We start from the raw sequence: 23,546 nt of genomic DNA, 5'->3' as shown, positions 1-23,546 counted from the left end.
GCTTCATGCGAGTACAGGCAGGCCTGCGCTGAAAACGTCGGCATGACACATACTCATAGAGAGGGGGCTGGCCTTCCAAGGTAAGGCCAGCCCCCTCTCTATTGTTTAAACTGATGGATCGGTTGCAATCACTGGAAGCCCTTGTGGGTCGAGGGCATAAGTATTGACCAACCACCCTGTCCCTCCCATCGGAGCGTTAGCCCCCTGATCCTGAAGAGGCACACGAACCAGGAGCGCCACCATATGGTGCAGACGCGGCTGACCGGATGCGGGATCTTGATCCAGACGCTCAGTGCGTTTCCCGCTTGCAGCGTCAATCGTTGATTGGAGCAAGGCAAAGGACACATTGATCCAGGCGAATTGCCGCTGTTTCCCCTGGACTGACACTGTCTGAAATTGCACCAGTGAGGCATGAGCATTCACGACTTGTTGAATGATCTTGCCGGTCCGTATCTTCTCATAGAGTACATTGTTGATCACACGCACATCATTGTTGGCAAAGCGGACCTGTCCCCCCGGGGTCAGAAGGAACGTGGAGCCAGTCAGCGTCCCACTATGATTGGTGGGAGTACCAATATTGCGGTAATCATAACTCATCTCCCTATCGGTAAACGTAGCCCCTGTTCGCAGCGCTTCCATGGCGTCACCCAAAGAGAGACCAGCCTGGGTCCATCCTAACTGCGCAAGCACCTGGGGCGAAGGAACATCATTAGCTGGTGGCACATTCGTTCCTGGTGTCCCTCGCCCTTGAGTGGGAGTGGTCGTAGGGGTGGCGGCAGGAGGACTCGCTGTCGCCTTTGGCGTTGGGCGCGAAGGCGATGGCGTTCGCACCACTGGATCCCCTTGAGGAGGCCGCGTTGTCTGTGCCGGAGGCGTAGTGGGTTGCGCAAACACGATCAGACTCGCCCCCAACACAGTAAGAAGGGCCACCCCAAACAAAAGCGCCATTTTGACGAGAGAAAATGGACGACGTTGCCCCTTGCGCGGTGAAGATGGTGAGGACCCCTTCGCCGATTGCGCCCCCGTTGCATCTGCCTCCCGAAGCGTTGCCATGGCGGCAGAGTTCTGAAAGGGCAACACAAAGGGGGTACTCAACCCTTCTTGCTCGTGCCGCTGTTCATCCACATGAGGGAGGTGTACATCATCTTCCTGGTCCTGAATATAAAAGAAGGACGGTTGTTGTTCTTGCTTGTCACCCACTGTACCAGGAGTTTCACTGACAGGTGAAGCAGAAGCAGCCAGCACAGCCTGTTCTTGAGGACTGCTGCTCGTAGAATCCTGTTCGTTTTCTGATGCCACGGACGATACCTCGTTTCTTTCGCATATATGGAGCTCTACATGAAGCATTGAGGAAAGACACTTTGGATGTGTGTGTTGGTATATTTTCTGCCTCATTCACACATTCCCAAAGAAGAGTCTAGCAAGTGGCCATGGAGAACTGATGGGGGGAGAAGAGGAGCGATGTTGGGAAGGGTGGAGAGGTAGAGGGCAGGAGTGGAGGAGGCGTGCACCTCCCCACCAGATCCTCCCACGCATCCCTCCTGAGTACCTTTTGCTTGCCAGGGGTGGGCATATACAATAGAACGACGATTCTCGTTCAAGCACATACAAGCACAGTTATATCATACTTGTTTGATGGGCGTTACAGACGAGGTTTCTTAGTCCGTTATTGTGCTTGGACGTTCGCTAGTGTTCGCCTCTTTGGCTGTCAAAAAGGCTTCTTTCTCGCGAATGCGTTTTTGATAACCATATTTAAAACATTGGTGTCATTGATCAGCCCAGAGAAGAGCAGCGGATTCTGGAACTGATTGAAGCCAAGACATGGCCCAAAGGGTGGGACAGGACTGAACCACGGGCAGATAACTGGGTTGAACCTCCACCTCTCTTTCTTCAGACATCATGGGAAGATATGAGCATTGCATCATAAAGGGGCGCGAAGGAAGTGTATCGTGCCCCTAAATAACGCGTTATTTGTTTGGTATGAGTTTTTGAGGTTCATTTGCATAAAGCGTTGTGTGACCACAATTCATACAGGTAAATGCTTGAGTATCGGATATGTTCTCACCTTGATGGAAAAATGAAGCAGAACGTCTAGGCTGCTTGAGCAGGATTTGGCCAATATATTGAGCCTGGGCCAGGACTGAGACCCAAACACGTTCTCCTCCACATTCAGGGCATCGTGTGATCATTGATTGTCGTTGCATCGTAAGCTCCTCAGTTGTCATTCTCTGTAAGAAACGGATCAGGCATAGAGAATATCAAACAAGAGCGCGAGCAGGATAGCTTCTCAAGTAGCTATCCTGCTTTTTCTGAAAAGGATGGAACATGTTCATGAGTTGGGTCAAATCAATAGGCTTCATTGTCGTGCTCCTTGCTCTTCTGACCGGGTGCAGCAACAATTTTTGCAAAACCCCAGAGAGACAAGGGAAGAAGTTGGCTGATTGTTTCCCTGCTATGCTCGTGTGCTTACCATTTGCAAAATTTCGTGGCAACCCTCTGCTCGCCGGGCTGACCAGGCTGTAACAATTGCTTTCTCTGCGGTTGAAAAACAGAGAAACCTCCTATAGCAATTTTGCTCTTTGCCGAAAAAGGAATCTCTCAGTGGGCCTACATTGCTTGTGGTGACGGCTTGTGATCTGGATGCTATCACACAAAAACGTGTCGCACCCCTTCTGACCCACAATGTGCAACTGGGAATTCGATGGATGGCAGAATCATATTCCAGCTATGAGATCAAAGAGGTTCTCACAAAGAATCTCAAACAATGTGACCTTCACCACTTCCTATGATGCCACGATCCAACAAACACCCAAGTTTCCCGATTTGCTATCTGTTCACAGTGCTATCAGGAACGAATGCTACTCATCAAGCACCCGACTTGCGGCTCTGGCGACCTGGTTCGCCCTGACCGGCTTGTGAGAGGGCGGCGGCGTTCGTTGTTGCTCTTGGGGAGAAGACAGCACCCATTGAGCCGAGGCGGCTGGTGCCCAGGCGGAGACATCTTTGCCCCGGCGAAGCCTGTCCCACTCGATAAGGATGCGGCGGGTAGCTTCGGCACGGCTGAGCCCTCCCCACTCTTTGCAAAAGGTATCGAGCGCTTGCAAGGCTTCATGCTGCCTGGGCAGGCTCGTGTTCCAGTACACATCATCATCGTTGCGCATTTAGTATCACTCCTGCCAGCGATTCTCATCCAGCGAGGCGGCAAGTTCGGCATACCCACAGATACTCGCATGTTCCGGATCAGGCACCGTAACGATCTGGCATTCCTGCAACGCCTGACGAACTACTTCTTCAAAGTAATAGGCCCCTCCACCTCCAAGATAAATCTTATCAAATTGCGTCCCGGCGGGAGCCCCTTCCACATTCCACATCCCAATAAGAAATGAGGACAGGGAACGCGTCAGGCGCTTGAGCGAGCCTGTAATCACTTCGGCAATCTCCTCATCTGGAAGGGCGTTTGCCCCAGTGGCGATGTGCGGATAGGGTTGATGATGCGCATAGGCACCCAGCAGCGCGTGCGCCTTCTCGATAGGGAGCTTCCGATGATACTTCCAGACCAACTGCTGAAGATCCTCCACCAAATGACCAACACCGAATTGTTCGCCTTTACACAATGGGATGAGCAGCCGTTGCCCATCGGCAGCCACCAGATCGGTGGTGCGTTCCCCCACATCGATGACCGCCTGCTGACTGCTTTCATCTCCGCAATGAATGAGAATCCCCTGCCCCTCCATCGCGACATAGCCGCACTTGACAACAACCTCACGACTCCGCCCATTGAAGCTGAAGCGATAATGCCGCGAGAGCGCCTGCCTGACACGCTGCCGTCGTGTGCGTTCGTAGAGGCTTACCGGCAACGCCGTCACCAGGCGCAACTCAAAACAGCGCTCCGGAATAAGGAGGCAGGCCAGGCAGAGGAGCAAGATCTGGGCGTGCTCAGACCAGTACCGGCGTTCGTCATTAAACGCGTTGTGGCTATGCGTGCCATGCGCGAGCAAACGCCCAAGGAAGTAAGTATGATCCTCCAACGAGAGCACATAATCGCCTGGCTGAAGAACATCGGCGAGTTTGGCATGTGGATCGCTGCCCTTGAGAAGAGTAGCAACCTCGCCGTCCGCGAGAAAGCTTGGGAGCGTGATGAGGTCCTGCGCCAGCATCAACCCATCGGCGGGTAGCAGTTTTATGCCCGCAAATCCAGAACCAACCTCAAATCCGGCATAGTAGAGAGGAAACGTAGTCTGCATACTTCAAAATCATCCTTTTCATGACTCATACTCTGATGCACAAGCTCAATAAAGTGGTGGACCTAATCCACAGAGTGATGTACAACTACTACAACATGCCATCAGTACAGGAAAGTGGAGTACATGCCCACAACGTATGGAACATGTACTCAGCCCTCACTTCTCCTCATGCATCGCCTGTTCTTGAGCATACCTCTGCACAGGAGGCAGGAGAGGGGCAGGCAAGAGAGAGGGAAGGGGAGGTAGAGAGTGGACAAGAGCATAAGGCAGGTGATTTCTTCGAGATGAGGGCAGGCGGCTGCTTCTCATGAGACAGGAACTCAACCCAAATGGAGGCAGGAGATAGGTACATCCCAGGGCTATAATTAGTTCTAAATTCTTTAAACAGAGAGTGACAACTAAGTGGTGCATCCACCAAATTAACGGACATTGGCCGGGATGGCAATCCCAGATGAACGACGAGGGCGATGACGCCGCTTTCGCCCCCAAACGAAAGGATGACGATGAGCGTTCCAGTAAACTGTCGCTCGATCAATAGCATCACAGACCTGTTCCCAGGTCTCGAAGCGCCGCCCTTTGAGCGCCAGGGAACGCAGCGTTTTCCACCAGGGCTCAATCAGGTTCAAGTAAGCGGCATAGGTCGGCTGGAAGACGAATTCCCAACGCGGATACTGCAAAGCAAACAGCAGGACATCGGTTGCCCGATGCATTGCCAGATTATCCAAGATCGCGTAGATGCGTTCGATGCTTTGGGGAACCCACTGCTCAACCTGGTTGAGAAAATCGATCCAGTTTTCCGTCGTTCGCCGGTCGTAGGGCCTCGTCAACGCCTCGCCAGTGGCAGGTTGAAAGGCACCAAAGATATACCCCTTGGCCCGGCGTCCATAGTCGATCTCCTGGCTGGCCCGCTCGGCGGGCTTGCCCTTCTCTGGAGCGGGCTGAGCATGAACCAGTTTCTTCCCCAGAAAACTTTTCGCCGACTCAGGGCCCATTTCATCGAGATTCACGACGGTGCTCCTCTTTGGTGGAACCGTGTAGAGGGTGGTGATGACCCCCTTTTTTTGGCGAAGTCGGGATCAACCCGTTCGCCAAACCAATGCTCATCTTTGCGCCATCGCAGCCCTTCCGCCTGCAAGATTTCGTTGATCCGGCTGCGCTTGATGGCGATCCCTTTTTCCTCATTGAGGTACACCTCAAACCGATCTAGGGTCCAGTGCCCAAAGGGCAAACCGAGGTCATCGGGCTTGGTAAGAGCGGTCGCCACCACGACTGAGACCTCCTGGGGACTATATGTTGGCGGTCGCCCGGTTCGGTCCTCATCAAAGAGTCCAGGTAATCCTGCCTCGTTAAAGCGATGGAGCCAGTTGCGCACGGTATTCTCCGCGACTCCTAACCGGGTTGCGATCTGGGGAACACGCTGTTGTTCGCTCGCCCATTGCACTATCTTGGCTCTTTCTACCTGCCTTGCTGGCGCTGTTCTAGAACGGCTCAAATGCTCTATCATCTTGCTTTCTTCGTCAGTCATCGCTCGTACTTGTAAAATCTTTGGCATGGAACACCTCACTTTTGAGATGTTCCTATTTTACCATTACTTGGTGGATGCACCACTAAGTACAATCAAATAATTTTCTTGGTAATGCGGGTGTGCATTGAGGGTGGACCATGCCCAAAATGTTGCATGATTGTACTTAGTGCAGGTTCGAAAGACCTGTTGTGTAAAGAGGAGAAAACCTGATAGGGTGAGGACATGAAAGTCCCTTTGTATGTCGGAGCCTTGGGTCCAGCCGAGCAAGCAGGGATAGAAGCTGGATTACGTTCCTCGGATGCCTTTACCCTGCGTCGGAGCCAGATTCTGTTAGCCTCCAGTCGAAAGCAACGCCCATCGAAAATCGCCCGCAATTTGAGCTGTGCCACACAAACCGTGCGTAATGCCATCCATGCTTACGCGCAAAAAGGGGTGGATTGCCTCAAGCAGGAATCTTCCCGGCCAAAAGCGTGCATGCACAATTTGACCAGGGCAAATGTGAAGCATTGCGAGCTCTATTGCACCAGAGTCCTCGAACGTTCGACAAAGCAACCAGTTGTTGGACGCTGGAGTTAGCTGCAGAGGTCTGCTTTGAGCAAGGGTTGACGGCAAGCCAGGTGAGTATCGAAACGATCCGGCTTGCAATCAAGCGGCTTGGAGTTGGCTGGCAGCGTGCGAAACATTGGATCACAAGTCCAGATCCAGCGTACTTGAAGAAAAAGAAACGGCGCGATGCGCTGGTTGTTCTGGCGCGGCGACATGGCTGGGAGGTTGGCTATCTGGATGAGGTGTGGTGGAGCCGACTGAGCCAACCGAACCTGTACAGTTGGAGTGAACAAAACGAACCGTTGCGGCTGCAAGAACTCTCCAAGGACAAGAACGATCCTGATCCCAAAGCGCTTGCCTGCTACGGCGTGCTCTCTGCCACCAATGATCGCATGTATCTCCGCTTCGTCGCAGGACGCCCAGTCAGCCAGGTGACCACCGATTTCCTGGAGTGGCTGTGCGAGCAGGTCCAAGCACAGGGCAAAAACGTGCTGGTGCTGATCTGGGATAACGCCTCCTGGCATGTAAGTAAGCAGGTCAGAGTCTGGCTGCGCGAGCACAATCAGACCGTGCTACACGAGACGCAAACGGGGAAAGCAGGCGTGCGTATCATCCCATGTTGGCTCCCCACCAAGAGTCCTTGGCTCAACCAGATTGAGCCAAAGTGGGTCCACGGGAAACGTGCCATTGTCGAACCTACTCGGTTGCTGCTGACTGCAAAAGCACTCAGACAGCGCGTCTGCGATTACTTCGGCTGTGAGCAGGCTGAGTTACTGACACAAAAGAGCTCGTGATTCTGTATGTGTTCTTACGTCTGGCACATTTGGCTTCGTCGAACTCGCGTGATGGAACGGTTTACCGAAAAAACAGACAATCTCTGAGCAAACACACACAAGCAGACAAGTACAGATGGAGGGCAAGAATGATACATGCAAGAAGAGGCATTGATACCTTCTCACATGATGGGGTGGATAGTGCTCTTCTCTGGAGCAAAGCAATATCCGCCTTCTTACCTCATCAAGGTGTTGCTAGACGGTTTCAGCGTTGAGCACTTCACCAGGTTGCATCTCGCGAATAGTCAGTCCAGCAATATCTCTGGTTGCTTCTCGCAGTGCTTCTGGCGTCCCTGTTAAAAACGGAAAGGTTCCATAATGGAAAGGAATGACATAGGAAACATTCAGAAGTTGAATAGCGTAGGCGGCCTCGACTGGCCCATCGTAAAGCGATCTCCGATGGGCAGGATCGCCAGGTGTGGATGATACAGGTTGCCGATCAGTTGCATATCACCAAAGACAGATGTATCACCCGCGAAATAGAGGCGGAGCCCTTCTTCTGTTTCCAGTACATAGCCAGCCGCTTCGTGAAAATAACCGACATGCTCATCATCTACCCAGACATAGGCATGATGGAAGGCCAGGGTCATCGTGATTTTCTGCCCGTGAACCGTCATGGAGCCTCCCCTGTTCATCGCTTCGGTCGTGCTGACTCCATGGCGTTCCTCAAGAAAGCGCAGGATCTCTGGTGGAGCAACGACGACAGCTCCCGTCTTTTGCACAAGTTGAGGTAAATGCCGATCCAGATGATCGGAGTGACCGTGCGTGAGCAAGATAAGATCAGCTTGCTCTTGCTTTTTGAGTCCATCAGGACAAGCTGGGTTTTCTTCCAGCCAGGGATCAATGAGAATAATCTTTCCGCTGCGTGTGGTCACTTTGAAGCTCGCGTGGCCCAGGTATTGGAGATGAAGACCTTGGGGAATGCGAAGAGTGCTTGTCATAAAGAAGTGTGTTCCCTGCTTTCTATGAGCATAACGAGTGATTGTCCCTCCTACTTTACCACATGACTCTGCCTGGCACAACTTGATGAGCTACGCCGGTTTCTCCTCGTTGGTAACGTCTCTCACACAACAGGTTTCATGAATCTGCACTAAGTGGTGCATCCGCTAAGTAACGCGGATAGATGCGACCACAGCAATGCCAGGAGATCGACGCGACTGATGGCGCCTGCGTCGTCCCCACACAAAGGGATGCCGGTGCGCATTCCAGTAGGCGGTGGCCTGTTCCACCGCCTCAACAATCTCCTGCCAGGTTTCAAAGCGCCGCCCTTTCAACGCCAGAGAGCGTAATGTCTTCCACCACGGCTCAATCAGGTTGAGGTAAGCAGCGTAAGTCGGTTGAAACACAAATTCCCAACGTGGATGGGTCAGGCAGAAGAGCAGCACATCAGTGGCCCGATGCATCGAGAGATTGTCCAGAACCGCGTAGATCCGCTGAGTATCAGACCCAACCCAACTCTCTACCTGTTCAAGAAACGGAGTCCAATACTCCAGAGCTCGACGAGGAAACGGGGCGGTGAACGCTTCACCAGTAGCTGGACGAAACGCCCCGTAGATGTAGCCTTTGGTCCGACGTCCATAATCGATTTCTTGTCTTGCCCGCTCTGCTGGCTGCTCTGCAGTGGGCAACGCCTTGATAAGGCGGCTTCCAGGATGGCTCTTGGCGGCTTCTGGTCCCATCTCATCTAAACACAGGACGACGCTGTTGGCTGGTGGCTTGGTGTAGAGGGTCGTGATGGCCCCCTTTTTTTCGCGAAGTCGGGATCGACTCGCTCACCAAACCAGTGCTCTTGTTTGCGCCAGCGCAAGCCCTCCTCAAGCAGCAGTTCTCCCAGGCGGCTGCGTTTCATCTGCAAGGCTTTCTCCTCCTTGAGATAGGCGACCAGCCGATCAAGCGTCCAACTTGCGAAAGGAAGGTCAAGCGCCTGGGGATCAGTCAGCGCTGTTTGCACCGCCAAACTGACCTCTTCCTGGTTGTAGGTAGCTGGGCGCCCCGAACGCGGACGTTCTTTGAGTCCCTCAACTCCTTCCTCATTGAACCGTTTGATCCAGCGCCTTACGGTTTCGGCGTCCAACTGGACCAGCGCAGCAATGGCTGGGGCATGCATGCCATCAGCAGCCAATCCAATGATGGTGGCGCGCTGCCTGAATCCAGCCGAAACAGTTCGCGCGGACCGCCAGCGTCCGATCGTTTTGCGTTCTTCTTGCGTCAATTCTCTCAGGCTCAGTGGCTTCATCCTGGTTCCCTCCTCTTCCCTATTCTATCACCTCCTTATTTAGCGGATGCACCACTTAGGAACGTGCATCCCCCTGCCAAAGGAGTGGTTTTCTGGTATATTTGTTCTACTTTCGACATAGAGAGGGCAGAGCAACAGATGGTCCGTGGGTATCGGGAGAACTTGACCTCAATAATGCACAAAAAACACTCTGTAGTGTTTTCCAACTTCAACACGTGAGGATGTGTTCTCACTTCTGAACACCAAGCATCCAAGCAGAGAAGAGCGGCGAAGTCCAGAAACGCGCAGACCTCTCAGAAGATACACACTAGGACTGATGTGGGCAAAGCAAACAATCAGGCGAAAACGAGACGATGAATCTCTGGTTCGAGAGAGAACGAGCGTTTTCCTACGACGCTCGACGATGGTATTGAAGTCGTCGCAACCGCTCTTCAGAGTGAGCTTGCTCTCGCATCAGCTCCACAAAGACATCCAGAGGCAGCAATATGTCGACAAGACTTTTGATGGGAATCTGCTTGAAGAAGGTGGTTCCAAGAAACACATCAAAGCAGCGCTCCGTCGCATTGACCACCAGTGAGACAGACTGTCCAACCAACGCAAAGGAGGAGATCGCTCATAGCGATCGCCAGGAAGTTGAACGATACGTCCGCGAACTTGCCTGGAGTCCCCTTGCCACGCAGGCTGCGACTCTGCTTCGGTTGGTGAGCATGCCGAACATCACCGAAGAGGAAATCAAGCTCCTCGCCGAGTTGCTGGTCGAGTCCCTGACCGGCAACAATGCGATCAAGATGCTCATCAGCGCGTTGGCTCCCATGATGGACAACCCGCAGGTCCAGGAATCGTCAAGCAGTTGATCGTGGCCATGCCCGAGGATCGAGCCGAGCGACTCTTCCAGGCGATGGGCACAAGAATGCCCTGCAATATCCGAATCAACACATCTAACGGAGAACCTCAGAATCCTGGGAATTACACCTTGACTTTGATGATCCATTGTATAATGAATGCGAAACAAGAGAACAGTCGCCTCTCTTCCAAAAACGAGGAGGAAGCTTCTGGATGTGTCAAGAACCTCGCGTCTCTGCGGACGGAGGCTTGTCTCTCACCCACGAGGGCTGAGACAAGAGGCTGCTTGACGACAGCACGAGAGATATTGATGGCAGCGTTCCAGTCAGCAGGTGCAGCGTACCCACGCTGGACGCACTGAAAATGAGCCTGACACTTTCGATTTGCCTTTTCACAATGCCCGCACTGATGGGCGGGTCCTGGAGGTATTGCGAGGATCAACCACATGGAGCGGCACACCAGCCAGAGCGGCCTTGTAGGAGAGAAAGAGCCTCAGTTGCCAGAAGGGCCAGGAGCTCTGACGAGCGCGCTGCGACTTTCTTAACCGTGCGGGTACGGATGTGTCTTACGTCCTCAATCGCGAGAGCGTGCTGGCTGGCTTTGGCCTTTTGAACAATTCGCTTGCTGATAACGTGATTGGTGTTGCGACGAAAGCGGGCTTCGCGTCCGTAAAGCTTTTTGAGATGACGTTTGGCGCTCTTGGTCCCGCACTTTTGCAGGCGTTGGCGCGCGAAGCCGTGCGTTGGCGGGTCTTCTCGACGGCGTCCCCGCTGAAGATCTCACCTGTGCTGTCAGTGGCAAGGTTCACCACGCCCAGACCGACTCCCAACGTCTTCGTTGACTCATCGGGCACAGGGAGAGGAATATCGAGCGTCACAGCCAGGTAAAAGGAATGCGCCATTGGTCCCCATGTCTCAAAGGACAGGAGCATCCTGGCGCAGTTCTTGGTGAAGCGCCAGCTCCTTGCACACTTCTCTAGTGCGAGCATGCTTGAAAGATGGACAAGATGGGGAAGAGACTCCAGCAGGTCAAACAAAGCAAACGCAGGTCAGAGAGCATACCTGCAAAAAAACGCGTTCCTCGCCTTTCTTACAAAAAAAACAGGCAGCCATTCACTCAGGGCAGAGCGATCCTAGAGGCTTTCCCAGAGAGTATCATCGCCTGTGATCAGGAAGGGAAGATCCTCTGGATGAACGCTGCCGCCCACAAACTTTTTGGGGTGCCCTCTGAAGCGCCCTGTCAAGGAGCAGACTATCAGCACTTTCTGGAGCCCTACATACGCGCGGACCCGCAGCAATCACACGCTTCCCCAGAACAATGGCTAATGAACCTCGTGCTGAATAAGGAAGCAGCCTCCAGCGTACCAGAAGATGCGATCGTGTTGCACCTGCCCTTTGGGCGCGAGGTGGCTGTCACCCGCTGGAATGTCCCCATCGATGAGGCCCAGAAGCACCTGATGGGAACCGCCTATACCTTCCATAATCTCACCAACTGCCATCAGAGAGCCCTTCACCTCCAACGTGTCCACGAGGCGATTCTGACCTTCTCCACCGCTATCGGGCGGATTCCAGAGCAACTCGATCTCCCCTGGCCAGAAGAAACCCTCCTGGCACCTCCGGTCGTCTTCGTGGCCCAACAGCTGGTGGATATAATCCGTTACGTCCTGAGTTGTCGGCGGGTTTCGTTGCTCGCCAAGTGCCCTTCCGCGGAGTATCTGTATTTTGTGGCGGGAAGTGGCATTTCTCCTGAGCAAGAGCTGCTTATCCGGGAGAAAGAATGGAAACGCGTGTCCCTCTTAGAGGTGGTCGATGAAACTGCGAGAGCTCGCCTCAATGCCAACCAGGTGGAAATTCTCACGTCTGATCACCTGCCTCTAAGGCCTGTGCACCCAAGAGAAGGAGACGTTGAGAACCTCCTGATGGTCCCTATGTTTCTGCAACGGCAGTTGGCTGGGATTCTGATTGTTGTCAGAGCGGCGGATGAGGGAGCGTACCTGCCAGAAGATGTGGCGCTGGTAAAGGCCGTCGCAGCGCAGGCCAGATTGATCATTGAGGGCCTCTGCTGCTTGCACGCTCAGGTCGAGACGCAAACAAGAGCCCGAGTGCTATGCGAAGTTCAACATCTTAGTAATGATTTCCTGACGCTGGCCAGTCATGAACTGCGCACGCCGCTGACGGGAATCATGGGCAACTTGCAATTAGCGCAGCGCCGGTTAGAGGCGTTGAAGTATCAGATCAATGTGCAAACCGAGCACGTGAGTGAGCACGTTGCGTGTACGCAGCAACCCTTAGACTCTGCCGCGAAGAGTGCCAGCCTGTTGCAATGCATGATCAATGACCTGATCGACGATGCACGTATTCAGACGAACCAGTTGGCGTTGTCGCTAACCCCCTGTGATCTGCTCACCTTGCTAAAAGCAGCCGTGGCCAGGCAGCAACACGCTGCGCCAGAGCACGCCATTGTGTGGAAGGAGCAACCAGCAGAGCAATCAGTGCCCATCTTTGCCGATGAGCAGCGGATCATCCGGGTACTCACCACCTATCTGTCCAATGCCTATCGCTCTTCCCCTGGAACACAACCCGTAACGGTGGCGTTGACGGTGGAGAATGCGGTCGCTCGTGTTTCGGTGTATGATGAGGGTCCTGGAATCCCTGCCGACGAGCAGGCTCATCTATGGGATCGCTTCTATCACAGTAAATGGAGCACTGTGCAGAATGAACTAGATTTAAGCTTCGGACTGGCCTTATATCTGTGCCGGGTGCTCATTGAGCAGCATCAGGGCAGTGTTGGAATGCAGAGTGCTCCTGGTGAGGGGACAACCTTCTGGTTGACCTTGCCCCTTGCTAAATGAGTGCGAAAAGCGATGATGCTTCCTTTCACATTCCAGAACTTTCTCCCCAACTTCGAACCTGTTGATTCCAATGAGGAATGGCGATTCATCCCTGCCATCAACGAGCAGGACCTTCTCGCTCAGTCTTCTGTAACTTGGTGAGACCTATTTTTCACCATATCGAGGCTGAGCCTGAGACTGTTCTGGCAAATAGCCGTGGATGTATGACAGAATTTGAACAGGCAGGCAAAATTGTTGGTGAACAGAGCTGTATCAAAGGAATCAGGAGAGAAGTTATATGCCACACGTACGACCGTTTCGCTTTGGCGTCATTACAGATGGTGTCCCTAATCGCGAAGAATGGATTACACGGGCACGAGAGGCCGAAGATCTGGGCTATTCTACCCTCTTGCTGCCAGATCACATTACCAACGAGTTTTTCCCTATGGCCTCTCTCATGGCAGCGGCGGACGCGACGAAAACCCTGAGAATTGGCACACTGGTCTATAACAATGATCTTCGTCACCCGGTTCTTCTCGCGAAAGAGGTGGCGGCGCTGGATATGCTCTCTGGTGGACGTTTCGAACTGGGCATTGGAGCGGGCTGGAATCGACCGGAATACGACCAGGTTGGTGTGCCCTTTGAACGTGCCGGGCTCCGCATTGAACGCCTGGAAGAAGCCTTACAAATTCTGAAACAAAGCTTCAGCGATGAACCCGTCAATTTCACCGGCAAGCACTATAGCGTGACCAATCTCAACGTGACACCAAAACCCATTCAGCGTCCTCACCCACCGATCGTCATGGGTGGTGGTGGCAAAAAACTCCTGAGCCTGGCCGCCCGCGAAGCTGATGGCATTGGTCTGCACGTCAAGGTGAATGATAATGGCACCGTCGATGCCACAGAAAATATTGAGGATACCCTCGCCGAAAAAGTCGAATGGATTCGTGAGGCCGCAGGCGAGCGTTTTTCGTCCATCGAATTGAATATGCTTCTCTCTGGCTTCGCCCTGGCACGCAATCAGCAGGAAGCTGCAGAGCACTATATCCGCGAAAACGAACTGAGAGATGTCACGGTTGAGCAGGTGCTTGCCAATCCGTACGTCATGCTCGGGACCACCGAACACATGGTCGAGCGTATCCAGCGCTGGCGAGAGCGCCTGGGCGTCTCCTACTTTGTTCTCCGCGCCGAGTATAGGCGCGCCGAGTGTATACGCGCCTTCGCGCCGGTTGTGGCCCAACTAGCAGGGAAATAAGCACATGCAATAGGACGGTTCAGATCTCTCGTTTTGTCTGTGAGGAGGGTCCGAACCGTTCTTTACTATGCGTCTTGTTGCTCCTCTGCTACGTGAGAAATGCTACGTCTGATCTTTGCGCTGGCGTTTGCGAGGACCCGTACCATTCCCCTGGTCCAATGAGCGTTTCTTCCCCTGCGTATCCTCCTCATCATCTAACACATAGCCAGAGGTGGGGTATGGAGAGGTACTCCTCATTGGATAGGGAGAATATCCAGATTCGAAAGCCGTCTGGGAAGAGCCCAACGATGGGAACGGAGACTGGAACGTAGGCAGCTCTAAGAGACCCACCGGGGGTGGCTCCTCCTGCGATGAGGGAACCTCTTCGGAGAGATCCCAGAATGAAGGGTCCTGTGAGGACGGTGTTCCCATGACTATCTCCTGCGATGATGAGTACGGAGACAGCGGCGAGTGGCCTGGGGAGGCTGGTAAAAGGCCTGGTAACTGCTCTGGCGTTGATGGATGCGGTAATACACTGCCTTCATGGCTGACCTCATCCTCAAAATGGAGCAGCGCAGGCAGTGGTGTGGCCGTCCTGGGCGTGGTGGCCCGCTCCAATTCGATGCTTTCAGCTCGCTCGCCTTCCACCTCAACATACTGAATAAGCACCTTGGAGAGATTAAGCGGCATTTGCATTTTCAGCTTTTTGATGAGACGATCTGCTTGAGCCTCAAACTGCACATGAAACAGGCGAGCAAGATCGTTATGCAGATCTTGCAACGATGCCATGCTCTCCTGGGGAGCCACGGCGATCCATTTCCAGCCCGACGCGACCCCAACGATTTCGGCGCTGAGAGGGAGGCCTGCCAGCATAATTGTGCCTTCCAGAGCGAGCGTGATGGTCCGCTCCTCGCTTTCTGCAACATCCTCCAGTTCAAGCGAGGCTCCACCAAGGGTGAGCGGTCCAATCGAGAGTACCTCTTCGGCTGGATGGGCAATGAGGGTGAGAACGCCACGATATGGGTAGGAGTCGATAATCAGATCTGTGATGGTGGCATCGATAAAGCCGGGTGCCTGCGGACAGAAGCTACTCACCAGCGCTGCCATGCTCATGGTTGCTCCTTGGGCGAGGCTACCACGAATGGTCAGGCCAATACGAGGCGCGAGGCGCGTAATGAGATTGAGTCGACAGCCAAGCAGGTCCATATGTGTCTCGGCACAGAGATACGAGAATGGGCGCCCCTCCATCTCACTATTGACGCCGATATTCACTTTGTCGATGATCATTGATGCAAAGCCCATTGCCCTCAGGCTGATGTCAGTCTGGATGCCCAGGACCTCACTATCTACCCACTGGACCAGTTCCAGCAGCGTAGGAAATGCTCCAGAGCTTTTGAGCACCTGAAATTCCATGATTTCGTCTTCAACCAGGTGAAGCAAGATGGGATAGCTGCGCTCGCCGATGCGCAGATCCCCTTCCAGGCGGCCATTGAAGGCATAGCGCAGACGTCCACCTCGTCGAGTGAGGGAGGTAGCATTGAGGACGACACGTGTATTTTGAAAGACGGCTTTATTCAGCATGATAGTCCAGTCGGTGCCGGTCTGGGAGGAAAAGGCGATGGCGGTCGAGCCCGCGAAGTCGCAGGTGACCTCCAGGCTAGTGATCGGCGCAACTTTTCCGGCGAGCAGGCTCAAGGGCAGGGGCTCAATGGTATTTTCGCCAGCAGGACTCAGCAGCATGGCGATGTCGAGCAGCGAGAACTGCCTGGTGGGCCGCGTCTTTAAGACAAAACTCATGCTGGTCGTATCCGTAGCGCTGCCCTGCATCTCGAGCGTTGTGGAGGCGATGGGGAGGGTTGCCTCCACGCTCATGCTGATACTGTAGTGTGATCCGGTCGTCTCGGTATAGATGACGGTGATGCCAGTGATGGTGAGGCCACAATTGAGCCCACGCACACGCAGAGGGCTGTTGGTGGCTCCCTGGATTATGATCTTCTCAGGAGAAGACTCGCTTTCGTAGCGAAAGGTGGTGAGACGTATCGCCAGTTGCTGCCCGTCGAGTAGACCGATAAAGTCCTTGAGCATCTGGCCGATCTCCATGGATGCTGTGAGCGTGAGTGTCTGCGCTGTATAGCGCGCCTGCAAAGATCGGAAGAGACTCTCAAGTGGCATATTATACTCCTGTGTGGGTAATATTTTCCATTGCATCAGTATTTCCATCATAATAGGAGACACTAAAAATGCCAGCAGGATTGGCACTGGTGGGTGGGCGATTGGATTGGGCTGCCGAGACCTTGAGCACGATATGGCCGTCGTTATCGTCATCGCCGCCGGCAATATAGGAGTTGTTTCCCAGATAGTCGACCTCCTCCGATTCACCAGTGAGATAGTGGCTGATATTGCCAGCATCCAGGCGGTCCGTTACCGCCTGGTGAGGATGGTCATACTGGTTATCGGTGCCACAGGAGATGAAGACTGCCTCGGGTCGCAGGCAGTCAATAAAGTCCTGGGAGGAGGAAGTATGGGCGCCATGATGGCTGGCTTTCATGGCCTGTACACGTCCGTTCGCATTGTCGGCATGGTTGAGGTAGTCGCACAACTCATCCTCCTGCTGCGTCTCCAGGTCACCGCCGACGTAGTAGCGGAAGTTGTTAAAGGTGACGAGGAAGGCAAGGCTCTTCTCATTTCTAGGATCAGCCCCATTGCCGCCGATACCCGCGCTGACTGTGCCGCCATGCTCTGCGACGTGCGTATTGGCGGCGATACAGATGATAGATGGTGCACCTGCTGGCACAGGATTGGGGTTCCAGAGAATCTCTTGCAACACCAGCCATCGTGCAGCCTGATTGATGGGATTCCCATCGATGGCAGGTGCATGATAGGCGGCGGCTGGCATAGTTGGGGCCAGGTTTCCAGCTCGCACACGATTCGTGGGTCTTCTTCTCTGACTGAGGTCGACATTTTTCAGAGCAGGGGCACGTCTGGCACCGTCGCGCTGGTAGCCGGAGACAGCTCGGACATAGCGCGTGTACCAATCATTCATAGCGTCCCCAGCCTCGGGCCAGCCTTGATCGTAACAGCGAACGCTGTCGCGCTGAGGCTGCAAGAGGATGTGGCAGAGGCCGCCGACATGATCTTTATCATAGTGGGTGACAGCCACCACATCAAGATCGCGGCCCCCTAACTTGTTATCGATATACGTCCCAACGTGAGGGCCATGCGTGAGCAGCCCCCATCGATCAGGCAAGAACGAAAGTTGACGGTAATATTATGGATATTTTTTTCGCGGGCGATGATCAGCGTGGCATCGCCAGAGCCCTTCACGTCGATATGGTGAATCGCTAATGACCAGGGCATACGTATTCCTTTCTCTGCTCGCTTGCCAGGATGCACCTTTATCCAGGTGAGCTTTTTTTACACGGAAACCAGGCGTTTCCTGCATAAGCTGTAATATCGTTGTTGGCACCTGCGCTGGCACGACAAGCATCCTATCAAAGGAGTCCTCGAGGAAAGGCAGATTGTTGATAGATGTGAAATGGAGTTCTGCGGTGGAGCGCACGCGAAAGGAGCGTTCGAGTACGCAAACCCCTCCTTGTCTGGAGGGCAACACCAACTTCCTGCGGTTGGTTGCGGAATGAATAGCGTGCAGCCAAACACTTGAGGTTATCCTCGCATTTCCGCAGCTCAAAAGCTGCGGAAGCCATCGGTAAAGCTTTTGATGCCATGACCACCCTGCACCTCAATCGAACCAGCATAATCCTATAACAACAACGAAGATACAGCAGATGTCGATCTACAAGGGATAACTCAACCATAGGCATAAGCAAAGCATACGGTATTTTGAAAGGAAATACAAGCCTGGGAAGCAGAATGCGTGCTATAAGAGCTGGATTTTCTCGATGGGAACCAGTATGATTGTGATAGTTATGCAGTCTTTCCAAAGGTCTAGTTCCGCCAGGGAAGCACTTTATTCATCCCATCTGATCGCAAAAAGTCGCGGAGATGAGACGACATCTGATCGCAAAAAGTCGCGGAGATGAGACGAAAAGGAAGAGACTCCACGTTAGGCTCTCATGGAACTTTGTAGAAGCGACCTACGGGCATAGCTATGTTCTCAATTGCTGCTCGAACACTCTTGATGTGTTGGATCGAGTGGTTGCTGAGAATCTGGGTATTCTCTGGGGTATCTGCCAGATACCTTGTGCGTCAATTCTCGAACAGGAGTAGCCATGTCGGCAAACAACGGTGAGGACTTGGTGGCAATGTCGGTGAGGGTCCCGGACGACCCCACAGGCGAGCTCCGCCAGGCCGTCATCGATGAACTGAAGGAGGGCGGCATCCCCGTCCACGTGGCGACCGTCCATGTGACCATCACGCCGGCACCTTCCGGTGAGACGGAGAGCACCGAGTAACGGCGACGCTTCGCAAGATGCTGTTGGCGAGTGGACCAGAAAGATTGGTCCACTCGCCAACAGTCCTTGTCAGCCCCTTTCATGGCATTGTCTCCGCAATCTTTCCTCTGCATACCAACAGCAGCATCCTCCAGAGGTAGAAACGATACCGATAGGCGCACTTGAGAGTGCTCATACCTCTTCTTTACAAGGGCATAACGGAACACGATACTTGTGACGATGAACCTTTCGGCGTCGTTAGTCACCAACAAATGACACCAACATTGTGGATTTCATTACGATGAATACTGCAATACTATCCATACCTTGGGTATGGCTCCAGACTTAAAGTTCTGTTAAAAAGGCAGGGTAGCCGCTTGAAAAGCTATCCTGCCTGCCATCCTTTGGCATTTATATCCCTGTTGCGTTTAGCACTATAGAACGACCAAGAAGGAGCGCAATACCTATGATAAGACCATGCCCTGAATGTGGTGGTCAACGAGTCCGGGTTGCAGTTGGGACACCTACTGATAGAGCTTTGGGGAATGCCCCTCTCGAACTGAAGCAAGAAGAAAGGAAGGTTCCTTTTCTCACCGCCATTAAAGGGGACAAAATCAACTATTCCGGGACCACAGCCCTCACGTGTACGCAGTGTGGATATACGGCTCTTTACGCTACACATCCCCACAAACTCATACCAGATGCGTAACTTCCGTTCTCCGAAATTGACCCAAACATGGACAAACCATGCTCAGCATTCGGTTCCTGCTTCACTGCAGAGAGCAAGCCTTTCGCTCGTCTGACCCCTGCTCCACAGGCGTCACTTCCCGCAGAACGTGCGGTACGCTCTTTTCATCAGGCCAATGCCGCCAAATTCCTGGCGGCATTATAGTCTCGATCCAGTGTCCTTCCACACTCCAGGCAGGCAAAAATCCGATCAGAGAGCATCAGCGCCTCATTGACCCATCCATAACACGAACACGTTTTTGGGGAGGGCTCCTCAAGTAGGCAGAGTAGAAAGTGGTAGGCTCAGGAATGTGGTATATATATTACTACAAGCGTACCCTTTTGCTGAGGGATAAAATCAGCATAACGGTCCTCTGCGCCGCTGAGGTGTGCTGACTCGCTCCCGCTTCCACAGCCTGGCTCCGCTTCTAAGCGTGGAAGACTGGTTGAAGAGAGAAGACGTTGGTGAGCTTGTCGCTACTCAGGAAGTCATGGCATGCGTGTGTGACACCATGCATCTGACGTTGTACTGTTTACCATCTCTCTTTGAAGATGGTGAATGTTCGGCCTGCTTCAAGCAGGAGAAGGAGCAAATCCCTACAAGAAAGAAAACCCATGAAAGGGGTTAGCAATGAGCATTATCTTTGCTCCAGAACTGACAGATTTGTTCAGCGTAGGGCCCGTGTCGATTACGGACATCGATCGCCTACATGGCGACCCCAACATTCCAGTATCCAGGTTGGAGGAGCCGTACGAGTTCTTCTTCTGGAAGGGTTTGTTGAAGGTTGCCTGCCTGAACGGCAGCACAATCAGGATTGTCCTTGGCGCTCGTGCCAATTTGCCGCAGGGCATCGCGCTCGAAGTAGAACGGCTGAGGGCAGATCTGAAGGCGCACAAGAGGCAGGACCAGGCGCTCTACCGTTTGATTGGCATGTCAAAGTCAGCTCAGGGCGGTACACTGGAGCTGCATCTTGTCCTATCCTCGTACGCGGAGCAGATGATTCTCAGGAAGCACTACTGGACCGAGAGAGGCAAGCACCTCGACAGGGACCGGATAACCTCTCACCCAGGTGGGATCGGCACGAACGTGATGCTCCGCACCAAGGACGGGAAGTTCGTCTTCGCGGACTACCCCGATCCTGGTATGCCGCCGGATTCGTTGAGCATTGTCCCGGTGGCGCTTACCAGCGAGGACGTGGATGCGGATGGAATTCCCGACCTCAAGGCTTGCGCTCTGCGCGGGCTTGAAACCAGACTCGGTGTTCCAGCTGAGGCGGTTGAACGCATGGAGCAGGTACTGGTCGGCACGGTCCGCTCAGGTACCTGCGATGTACTACAGGTTGCAGACACCGGACTTACTGGGTCTGAGATCGAGCGACTCCATGCTGTCCTACCAGAGCCGAAGAGGCTGACGCGGCTCCGCATCGTTTCGGGCAATCCGGAAGCGGTTGCCCGGCTCTTCATGACTCGTCTCCCTGGTGGAGGGAGCTACCCATTCCCCACATCGGCGGCGGTTGCTCTGGTTTACCAGGTGCTCGTCGACAAATGGGGCCAGGAAGCGACAGATGCTGCCATCTTGCAACGGAAGACACCAGCGTTCCTGAACGGGACGCAACGCCAGTACGATGAATGGAATAGCTAATCCTTAACGTCAAAGCAGGCCCTCAGAAGATTTCAGGGGGTCTGCTTTGGCGTCAGCGCAATATGCCAGGATCAATTTTCACCCCTGATACGTAAAGGCATAGGAAAATACTGAAACTGATCCGAATCTCGATACATTCTGTTGTTAGAGCAGATAGGTTTCCCAAGCTTGTGCCAGGCGCTTCATTCCCTCTTGAAGTATCTCTTCATTGAGAAGAAAAGGTAAGCGGACATACTGCTGATGAGAAGCATCAACCGAGAATAGCGTTCCTGGACAGATTATCACACCAGAACGGAGCGCAACCTGTGCAAATTCAGGCGCATTGCCGCTTGGTATACGGAGCCACAGAAAATAGCCGCCATCAGGTTGCTGCCAGGTCCAGTCTGGCAACAGAGTTGAGAGTAGCCTCGTCATAACTTGTAATTTATGTTGAAGTTCGTGCCGCCTGTCTTGCCGAATATGATCCATATGCTGGAGAACCTGCAAAGCGAGCGATTGAGAAGGCAGGCCAGAGCCTAAATCGGCTGTTTCTTTGAGATGGACCAGTCGCTCAATAACTGGCTGAGGACCGCGTACCCAGCCTACCCTGAGGCCTGACCAGAAGAGTTTATTGAGCGAGCCAATCGAGAGCACGGTGGCTCTGGTATCAAAAGCTGCGATGGGAGGAAGGCCTTCTTTTTCTAATAAGACGTCCGCGAACGTAAGATCCTCTAACACAGGTAATTTTGCCTCCATTGACAGGTTTGCGATGGCCTGCCGAACGCTGAGGGGCATCATCATACCCGTTGGGTTTTGGAAGGTTGGGGAGACGATCAATAAGCGTGGAGATGCTTCCCGCACCTGCTTGCGGAGTGCCCATCGATTGATACCAGTTGTGTCTATCGTCAGGGGGAGAAGTTGTGCTCGAAGCTGCTGGAGCACATCTATCGTTCCGAAGTAGGTAGGATTTTCGAGCAAGACGCGTTCTCCTCTTTGGAGATAGAGTGTCGCAATCAGCGAGATCGCTTGTTGCGCTCCCGTTGTCACCAGAATCTGTTCTTCTGACGTTGGCAGATTCCAACGGCGATAATAAGAGGCAATAGCCTGGCGCAAAGGGAGCCACCCTTGAGGGGCGTACCCTCGTTGTGACATCAATTGCTCGATATCAGAACCTGAAAGGTGAAAGAGAGAAGCTGGCATTGCTGTAAGAGGGCCAGGAGTGCCTACAGAAAAATCGATGAGTTGCTCTTCTTGTGCTAGAGAAAGATGCCAGGGGGACTTGAATGAAGTAGAAGGAATTGGGGAGGCATACGTTCGTCCAAATGGCAATGAACAGACAAAGGCACCACTTCCCTGCTTGAGCTCAATCCAGCGCCCCTGCTCCAGAAGTCGATAAGCTGAGACTACCGTGCTACGGCTAATTGCAAGCGCCTCAGCCAGCCTACGTTCAGCAGGTAGGCGTGTCCCTGGTGCAATATCCCCGCGCAAAATGAGTGAGTGAAGTGCAGAGGTCAGACGACGATACAATGGTCCCTGCCCCGTTGTCCAGGGGCCAAGTAGATGTACAAGTTGCTGTTTATCCATTCTTCATACCAATTATGTTTGAATTGGATCTATTTTTTCGGTCCATTCCCTTTTATAGTGGATTGCATTTTTTCTGGAGGACATGTCAGAGACCCTACGCCTGAAGGGCGAGGGCTTGTCCCTCGTCGGAAGACGGAGACGAGAGGCCGTCTGAGGGCGGTCCACCAGCCAAGGATGTACCGAGGCTGACAAGGTGTTTCGCAGCAATGTTGCGAGAGGCGTTCACATCAGCATTCACGCTGAACCCACAGACACGAGCCGAGGAAGAGGCTTTGAGAACGGCGATTCTGGCGCGCCTGGTGTCCGCAACGCGAGCAGGTCTGGCTGGTGTGACGAGGGTCCACCTTCACCACACTGATCCCCTTCTCTTGTGCTTTGTAGGTGAGCAAGGTATGAAATTGCGCAAAGCTCCATGAGTGGAGACGGCGTTGCCCTTCTCCCTTGCGCATGCGAGCACGAGCGCGAATGTGCGTCAGGTTCTCAAGCACGATAGTCGAACCAGGAGCGGCATGCTGCACGATGCGTTTGGAGAGGACATGGTCATGGTCTTTGCGTTGCCGAAACAGTTTGCCAGAGAGCCTGCGCAGGTGGCACTTCGCGCTCTTGGTGCCTTTGGCTTGCAATTTGCGACGCAAACGGAAGATGCGGCGCTCTTGCTCTTTCCAGCGCCGCTCCCCCAAGAAGTGGCGAGTGGGGATCACCGCAGGATGGGTGAGACCAAGATCAACGCCAATCACCTCTTCAGAAGGGGAGATAACAGGATCAGGGAGGCTCACCACCACATGCAGCGTATACCTGCCATTGCGAAAACAGAGGTCAGCACTACACACCTTGCCGCCAACATACTTCTGGGCATGGGCGGGAATGGCAAAGGGAAGGTGCACACGCCCCGCGATGGTGGCAAGGCTACAGGTGCGTGTCTCCCACTTGACC

The 23,546-nt window shown here is 53.6% G+C and carries 21 protein-coding genes and 3 pseudogenes; 8 read left to right on the top strand and 16 right to left on the bottom strand.

Annotated features, from left to right (window positions below; all coding sequences use genetic code 11):
• Positions 1–105 precede the first annotated feature (105 nt).
• From K3T82_RS43835 to K3T82_RS43815, 5 genes and pseudogenes are all read right to left on the bottom strand, one after another.
• Positions 106–1,299, bottom strand: coding sequence for a hypothetical protein (locus tag K3T82_RS43835; RefSeq protein ID WP_220199755.1), 1,194 nt, complete (start codon positions 1,297–1,299; stop codon positions 106–108).
• Between the two features lie 1,559 nt (positions 1,300–2,858).
• Positions 2,859–3,161 carry a hypothetical protein gene (locus K3T82_RS43830; RefSeq protein WP_220199754.1) on the bottom strand — a complete coding sequence of 101 codons (303 nt, stop codon included), beginning with the start codon at positions 3,159–3,161 and terminating at the stop codon, positions 2,859–2,861.
• A 570-nt stretch (positions 3,162–3,731) separates the two neighbouring features.
• Positions 3,732–4,157, bottom strand: a pseudogene (locus tag K3T82_RS50725) (ParM/StbA family protein); the annotation flags it as partial.
• Between the two features lie 506 nt (positions 4,158–4,663).
• The gene (locus tag K3T82_RS43820; RefSeq protein WP_220198502.1) at positions 4,664–5,251 is read right to left on the bottom strand and encodes a transposase; all 588 of its coding nucleotides are present in this window, start codon (positions 5,249–5,251) and stop codon (positions 4,664–4,666) included.
• On the bottom strand, positions 5,248–5,796 hold the full coding sequence (locus K3T82_RS43815) for a helix-turn-helix domain-containing protein (RefSeq protein WP_220199752.1): 549 nt from the start codon (positions 5,794–5,796) through the stop codon (positions 5,248–5,250). Before K3T82_RS43815 ends, K3T82_RS43820 begins: the two co-directional genes overlap by 4 nt.
• Positions 5,797–5,991: 195 nt before the next feature.
• Between K3T82_RS43815 and K3T82_RS48760 the strand changes: the two are divergent.
• Both K3T82_RS48760 and K3T82_RS43805 read left to right on the top strand, forming a co-directional pair.
• A pseudogene (locus K3T82_RS48760) lies at positions 5,992–6,177 on the top strand (IS630 family transposase); the annotation flags it as partial.
• Between the two features lie 29 nt (positions 6,178–6,206).
• Entirely contained in the window at positions 6,207–7,109 is a 903-nt protein-coding gene (locus K3T82_RS43805; protein WP_236031917.1) for a transposase, read from the top strand.
• 383 nt (positions 7,110–7,492) lie between these two features.
• Here K3T82_RS43805 and K3T82_RS43800 read toward each other — a convergent pair whose 3' ends face one another.
• The 3 genes from K3T82_RS43800 to K3T82_RS43790 form a co-directional block, all read right to left on the bottom strand.
• Complete coding sequence (locus tag K3T82_RS43800; protein ID WP_220199751.1) at positions 7,493–8,089, bottom strand: metal-dependent hydrolase; 597 nt, start codon at positions 8,087–8,089, stop codon at positions 7,493–7,495.
• 165 nt (positions 8,090–8,254) lie between these two features.
• Positions 8,255–8,842 carry a transposase gene (locus tag K3T82_RS43795; protein ID WP_236031924.1) on the bottom strand — a complete coding sequence of 196 codons (588 nt, stop codon included), beginning with the start codon at positions 8,840–8,842 and terminating at the stop codon, positions 8,255–8,257.
• Positions 8,833–9,384, bottom strand: a complete 552-nt coding sequence (locus tag K3T82_RS43790; RefSeq protein ID WP_220199750.1) for a helix-turn-helix domain-containing protein — start codon at positions 9,382–9,384, stop codon at positions 8,833–8,835. Before K3T82_RS43790 ends, K3T82_RS43795 begins: the two co-directional genes overlap by 10 nt.
• A 485-nt stretch (positions 9,385–9,869) precedes the next feature.
• On the opposite strand from K3T82_RS43790, the gene K3T82_RS43785 reads away from it, so the two are divergent.
• On the top strand, positions 9,870–10,238 hold the full coding sequence (locus K3T82_RS43785; RefSeq protein ID WP_220199749.1) for a hypothetical protein: 369 nt from the start codon (positions 9,870–9,872) through the stop codon (positions 10,236–10,238).
• A 380-nt stretch (positions 10,239–10,618) separates the two neighbouring features.
• Here K3T82_RS43785 and K3T82_RS50720 read toward each other — a convergent pair whose 3' ends face one another.
• Both K3T82_RS50720 and K3T82_RS43780 read right to left on the bottom strand, forming a co-directional pair.
• On the bottom strand, positions 10,619–10,723 hold the full coding sequence (locus K3T82_RS50720; RefSeq protein WP_420799419.1) for a zinc ribbon domain-containing protein: 105 nt from the start codon (positions 10,721–10,723) through the stop codon (positions 10,619–10,621).
• A gap of 69 nt (positions 10,724–10,792) precedes the next feature.
• Positions 10,793–11,128, bottom strand: a complete 336-nt coding sequence (locus K3T82_RS43780) for a transposase (RefSeq protein ID WP_220199748.1) — start codon at positions 11,126–11,128, stop codon at positions 10,793–10,795.
• A gap of 105 nt (positions 11,129–11,233) precedes the next feature.
• On the opposite strand from K3T82_RS43780, the gene K3T82_RS43775 reads away from it, so the two are divergent.
• On the top strand, positions 11,234–13,078 hold the full coding sequence (locus K3T82_RS43775) for an ATP-binding protein (RefSeq protein ID WP_220199747.1): 1,845 nt from the start codon (positions 11,234–11,236) through the stop codon (positions 13,076–13,078).
• A 277-nt stretch (positions 13,079–13,355) separates the two neighbouring features.
• Positions 13,356–14,312, top strand: coding sequence for a TIGR03621 family F420-dependent LLM class oxidoreductase (locus K3T82_RS43770; protein ID WP_220199746.1), 957 nt, complete (start codon positions 13,356–13,358; stop codon positions 14,310–14,312).
• Positions 14,313–14,414: 102 nt separating this feature from the next.
• Here the strand turns inward: K3T82_RS43770 and K3T82_RS43765 are convergent, their stop codons facing one another.
• Genes K3T82_RS43765 through K3T82_RS43755 form a run of 3 tightly spaced genes read right to left on the bottom strand, consistent with a single transcriptional unit; the run spans position 14,415 to position 17,648 of the window.
• The gene (locus K3T82_RS43765; protein WP_220199745.1) at positions 14,415–16,463 is read right to left on the bottom strand and encodes a hypothetical protein; all 2,049 of its coding nucleotides are present in this window, start codon (positions 16,461–16,463) and stop codon (positions 14,415–14,417) included.
• Position 16,464: 1 nt separating this feature from the next.
• Entirely contained in the window at positions 16,465–17,454 is a 990-nt protein-coding gene (locus K3T82_RS43760) for a ComEC/Rec2 family competence protein (RefSeq protein ID WP_220199744.1), read from the bottom strand.
• 17 nt (positions 17,455–17,471) lie between these two features.
• The gene (locus K3T82_RS43755; RefSeq protein WP_220199743.1) at positions 17,472–17,648 is read right to left on the bottom strand and encodes a hypothetical protein; all 177 of its coding nucleotides are present in this window, start codon (positions 17,646–17,648) and stop codon (positions 17,472–17,474) included.
• 872 nt (positions 17,649–18,520) lie between these two features.
• On the opposite strand from K3T82_RS43755, the gene K3T82_RS43750 reads away from it, so the two are divergent.
• Both K3T82_RS43750 and K3T82_RS43745 read left to right on the top strand, forming a co-directional pair.
• Positions 18,521–18,703 carry a hypothetical protein gene (locus tag K3T82_RS43750; RefSeq protein ID WP_220199742.1) on the top strand — a complete coding sequence of 61 codons (183 nt, stop codon included), beginning with the start codon at positions 18,521–18,523 and terminating at the stop codon, positions 18,701–18,703.
• Positions 18,704–19,148: 445 nt separating this feature from the next.
• Positions 19,149–19,391 carry a DnaJ-like cysteine-rich domain-containing protein gene (locus K3T82_RS43745; protein ID WP_220199741.1) on the top strand — a complete coding sequence of 81 codons (243 nt, stop codon included), beginning with the start codon at positions 19,149–19,151 and terminating at the stop codon, positions 19,389–19,391.
• Positions 19,392–19,537: 146 nt separating this feature from the next.
• Here K3T82_RS43745 and K3T82_RS50715 read toward each other — a convergent pair.
• Positions 19,538–19,663 (bottom strand): annotated as a pseudogene (locus tag K3T82_RS50715) (zinc ribbon domain-containing protein); the annotation flags it as partial.
• A 376-nt stretch (positions 19,664–20,039) separates the two neighbouring features.
• On the opposite strand from K3T82_RS50715, the gene K3T82_RS43735 reads away from it, so the two are divergent.
• Entirely contained in the window at positions 20,040–21,050 is a 1,011-nt protein-coding gene (locus K3T82_RS43735) for a hypothetical protein (RefSeq protein WP_220199740.1), read from the top strand.
• Positions 21,051–21,194: 144 nt separating this feature from the next.
• Here K3T82_RS43735 and K3T82_RS43730 read toward each other — a convergent pair whose 3' ends face one another.
• Positions 21,195–22,613 (bottom strand): aminotransferase-like domain-containing protein, encoded by a 1,419-nt coding sequence (locus tag K3T82_RS43730; RefSeq protein ID WP_220199739.1) that lies wholly within the window; start codon positions 22,611–22,613, stop codon positions 21,195–21,197.
• A gap of 227 nt (positions 22,614–22,840) precedes the next feature.
• The gene (locus K3T82_RS43725) at positions 22,841–23,497 is read right to left on the bottom strand and encodes an RNA-guided endonuclease InsQ/TnpB family protein (RefSeq protein WP_220199738.1); all 657 of its coding nucleotides are present in this window, start codon (positions 23,495–23,497) and stop codon (positions 22,841–22,843) included.
• Positions 23,498–23,546: the final 49 nt, after the last annotated feature.

This window comes from Ktedonospora formicarum, from assembly GCF_016587355.1.
In the GTDB taxonomy this organism is placed as follows: Bacteria; Chloroflexota; Ktedonobacteria; order Ktedonobacterales; family Ktedonobacteraceae; genus Ktedonobacter; species Ktedonobacter formicarum.
This window is presented reverse-complemented; position numbering and strand designations above follow the sequence as displayed.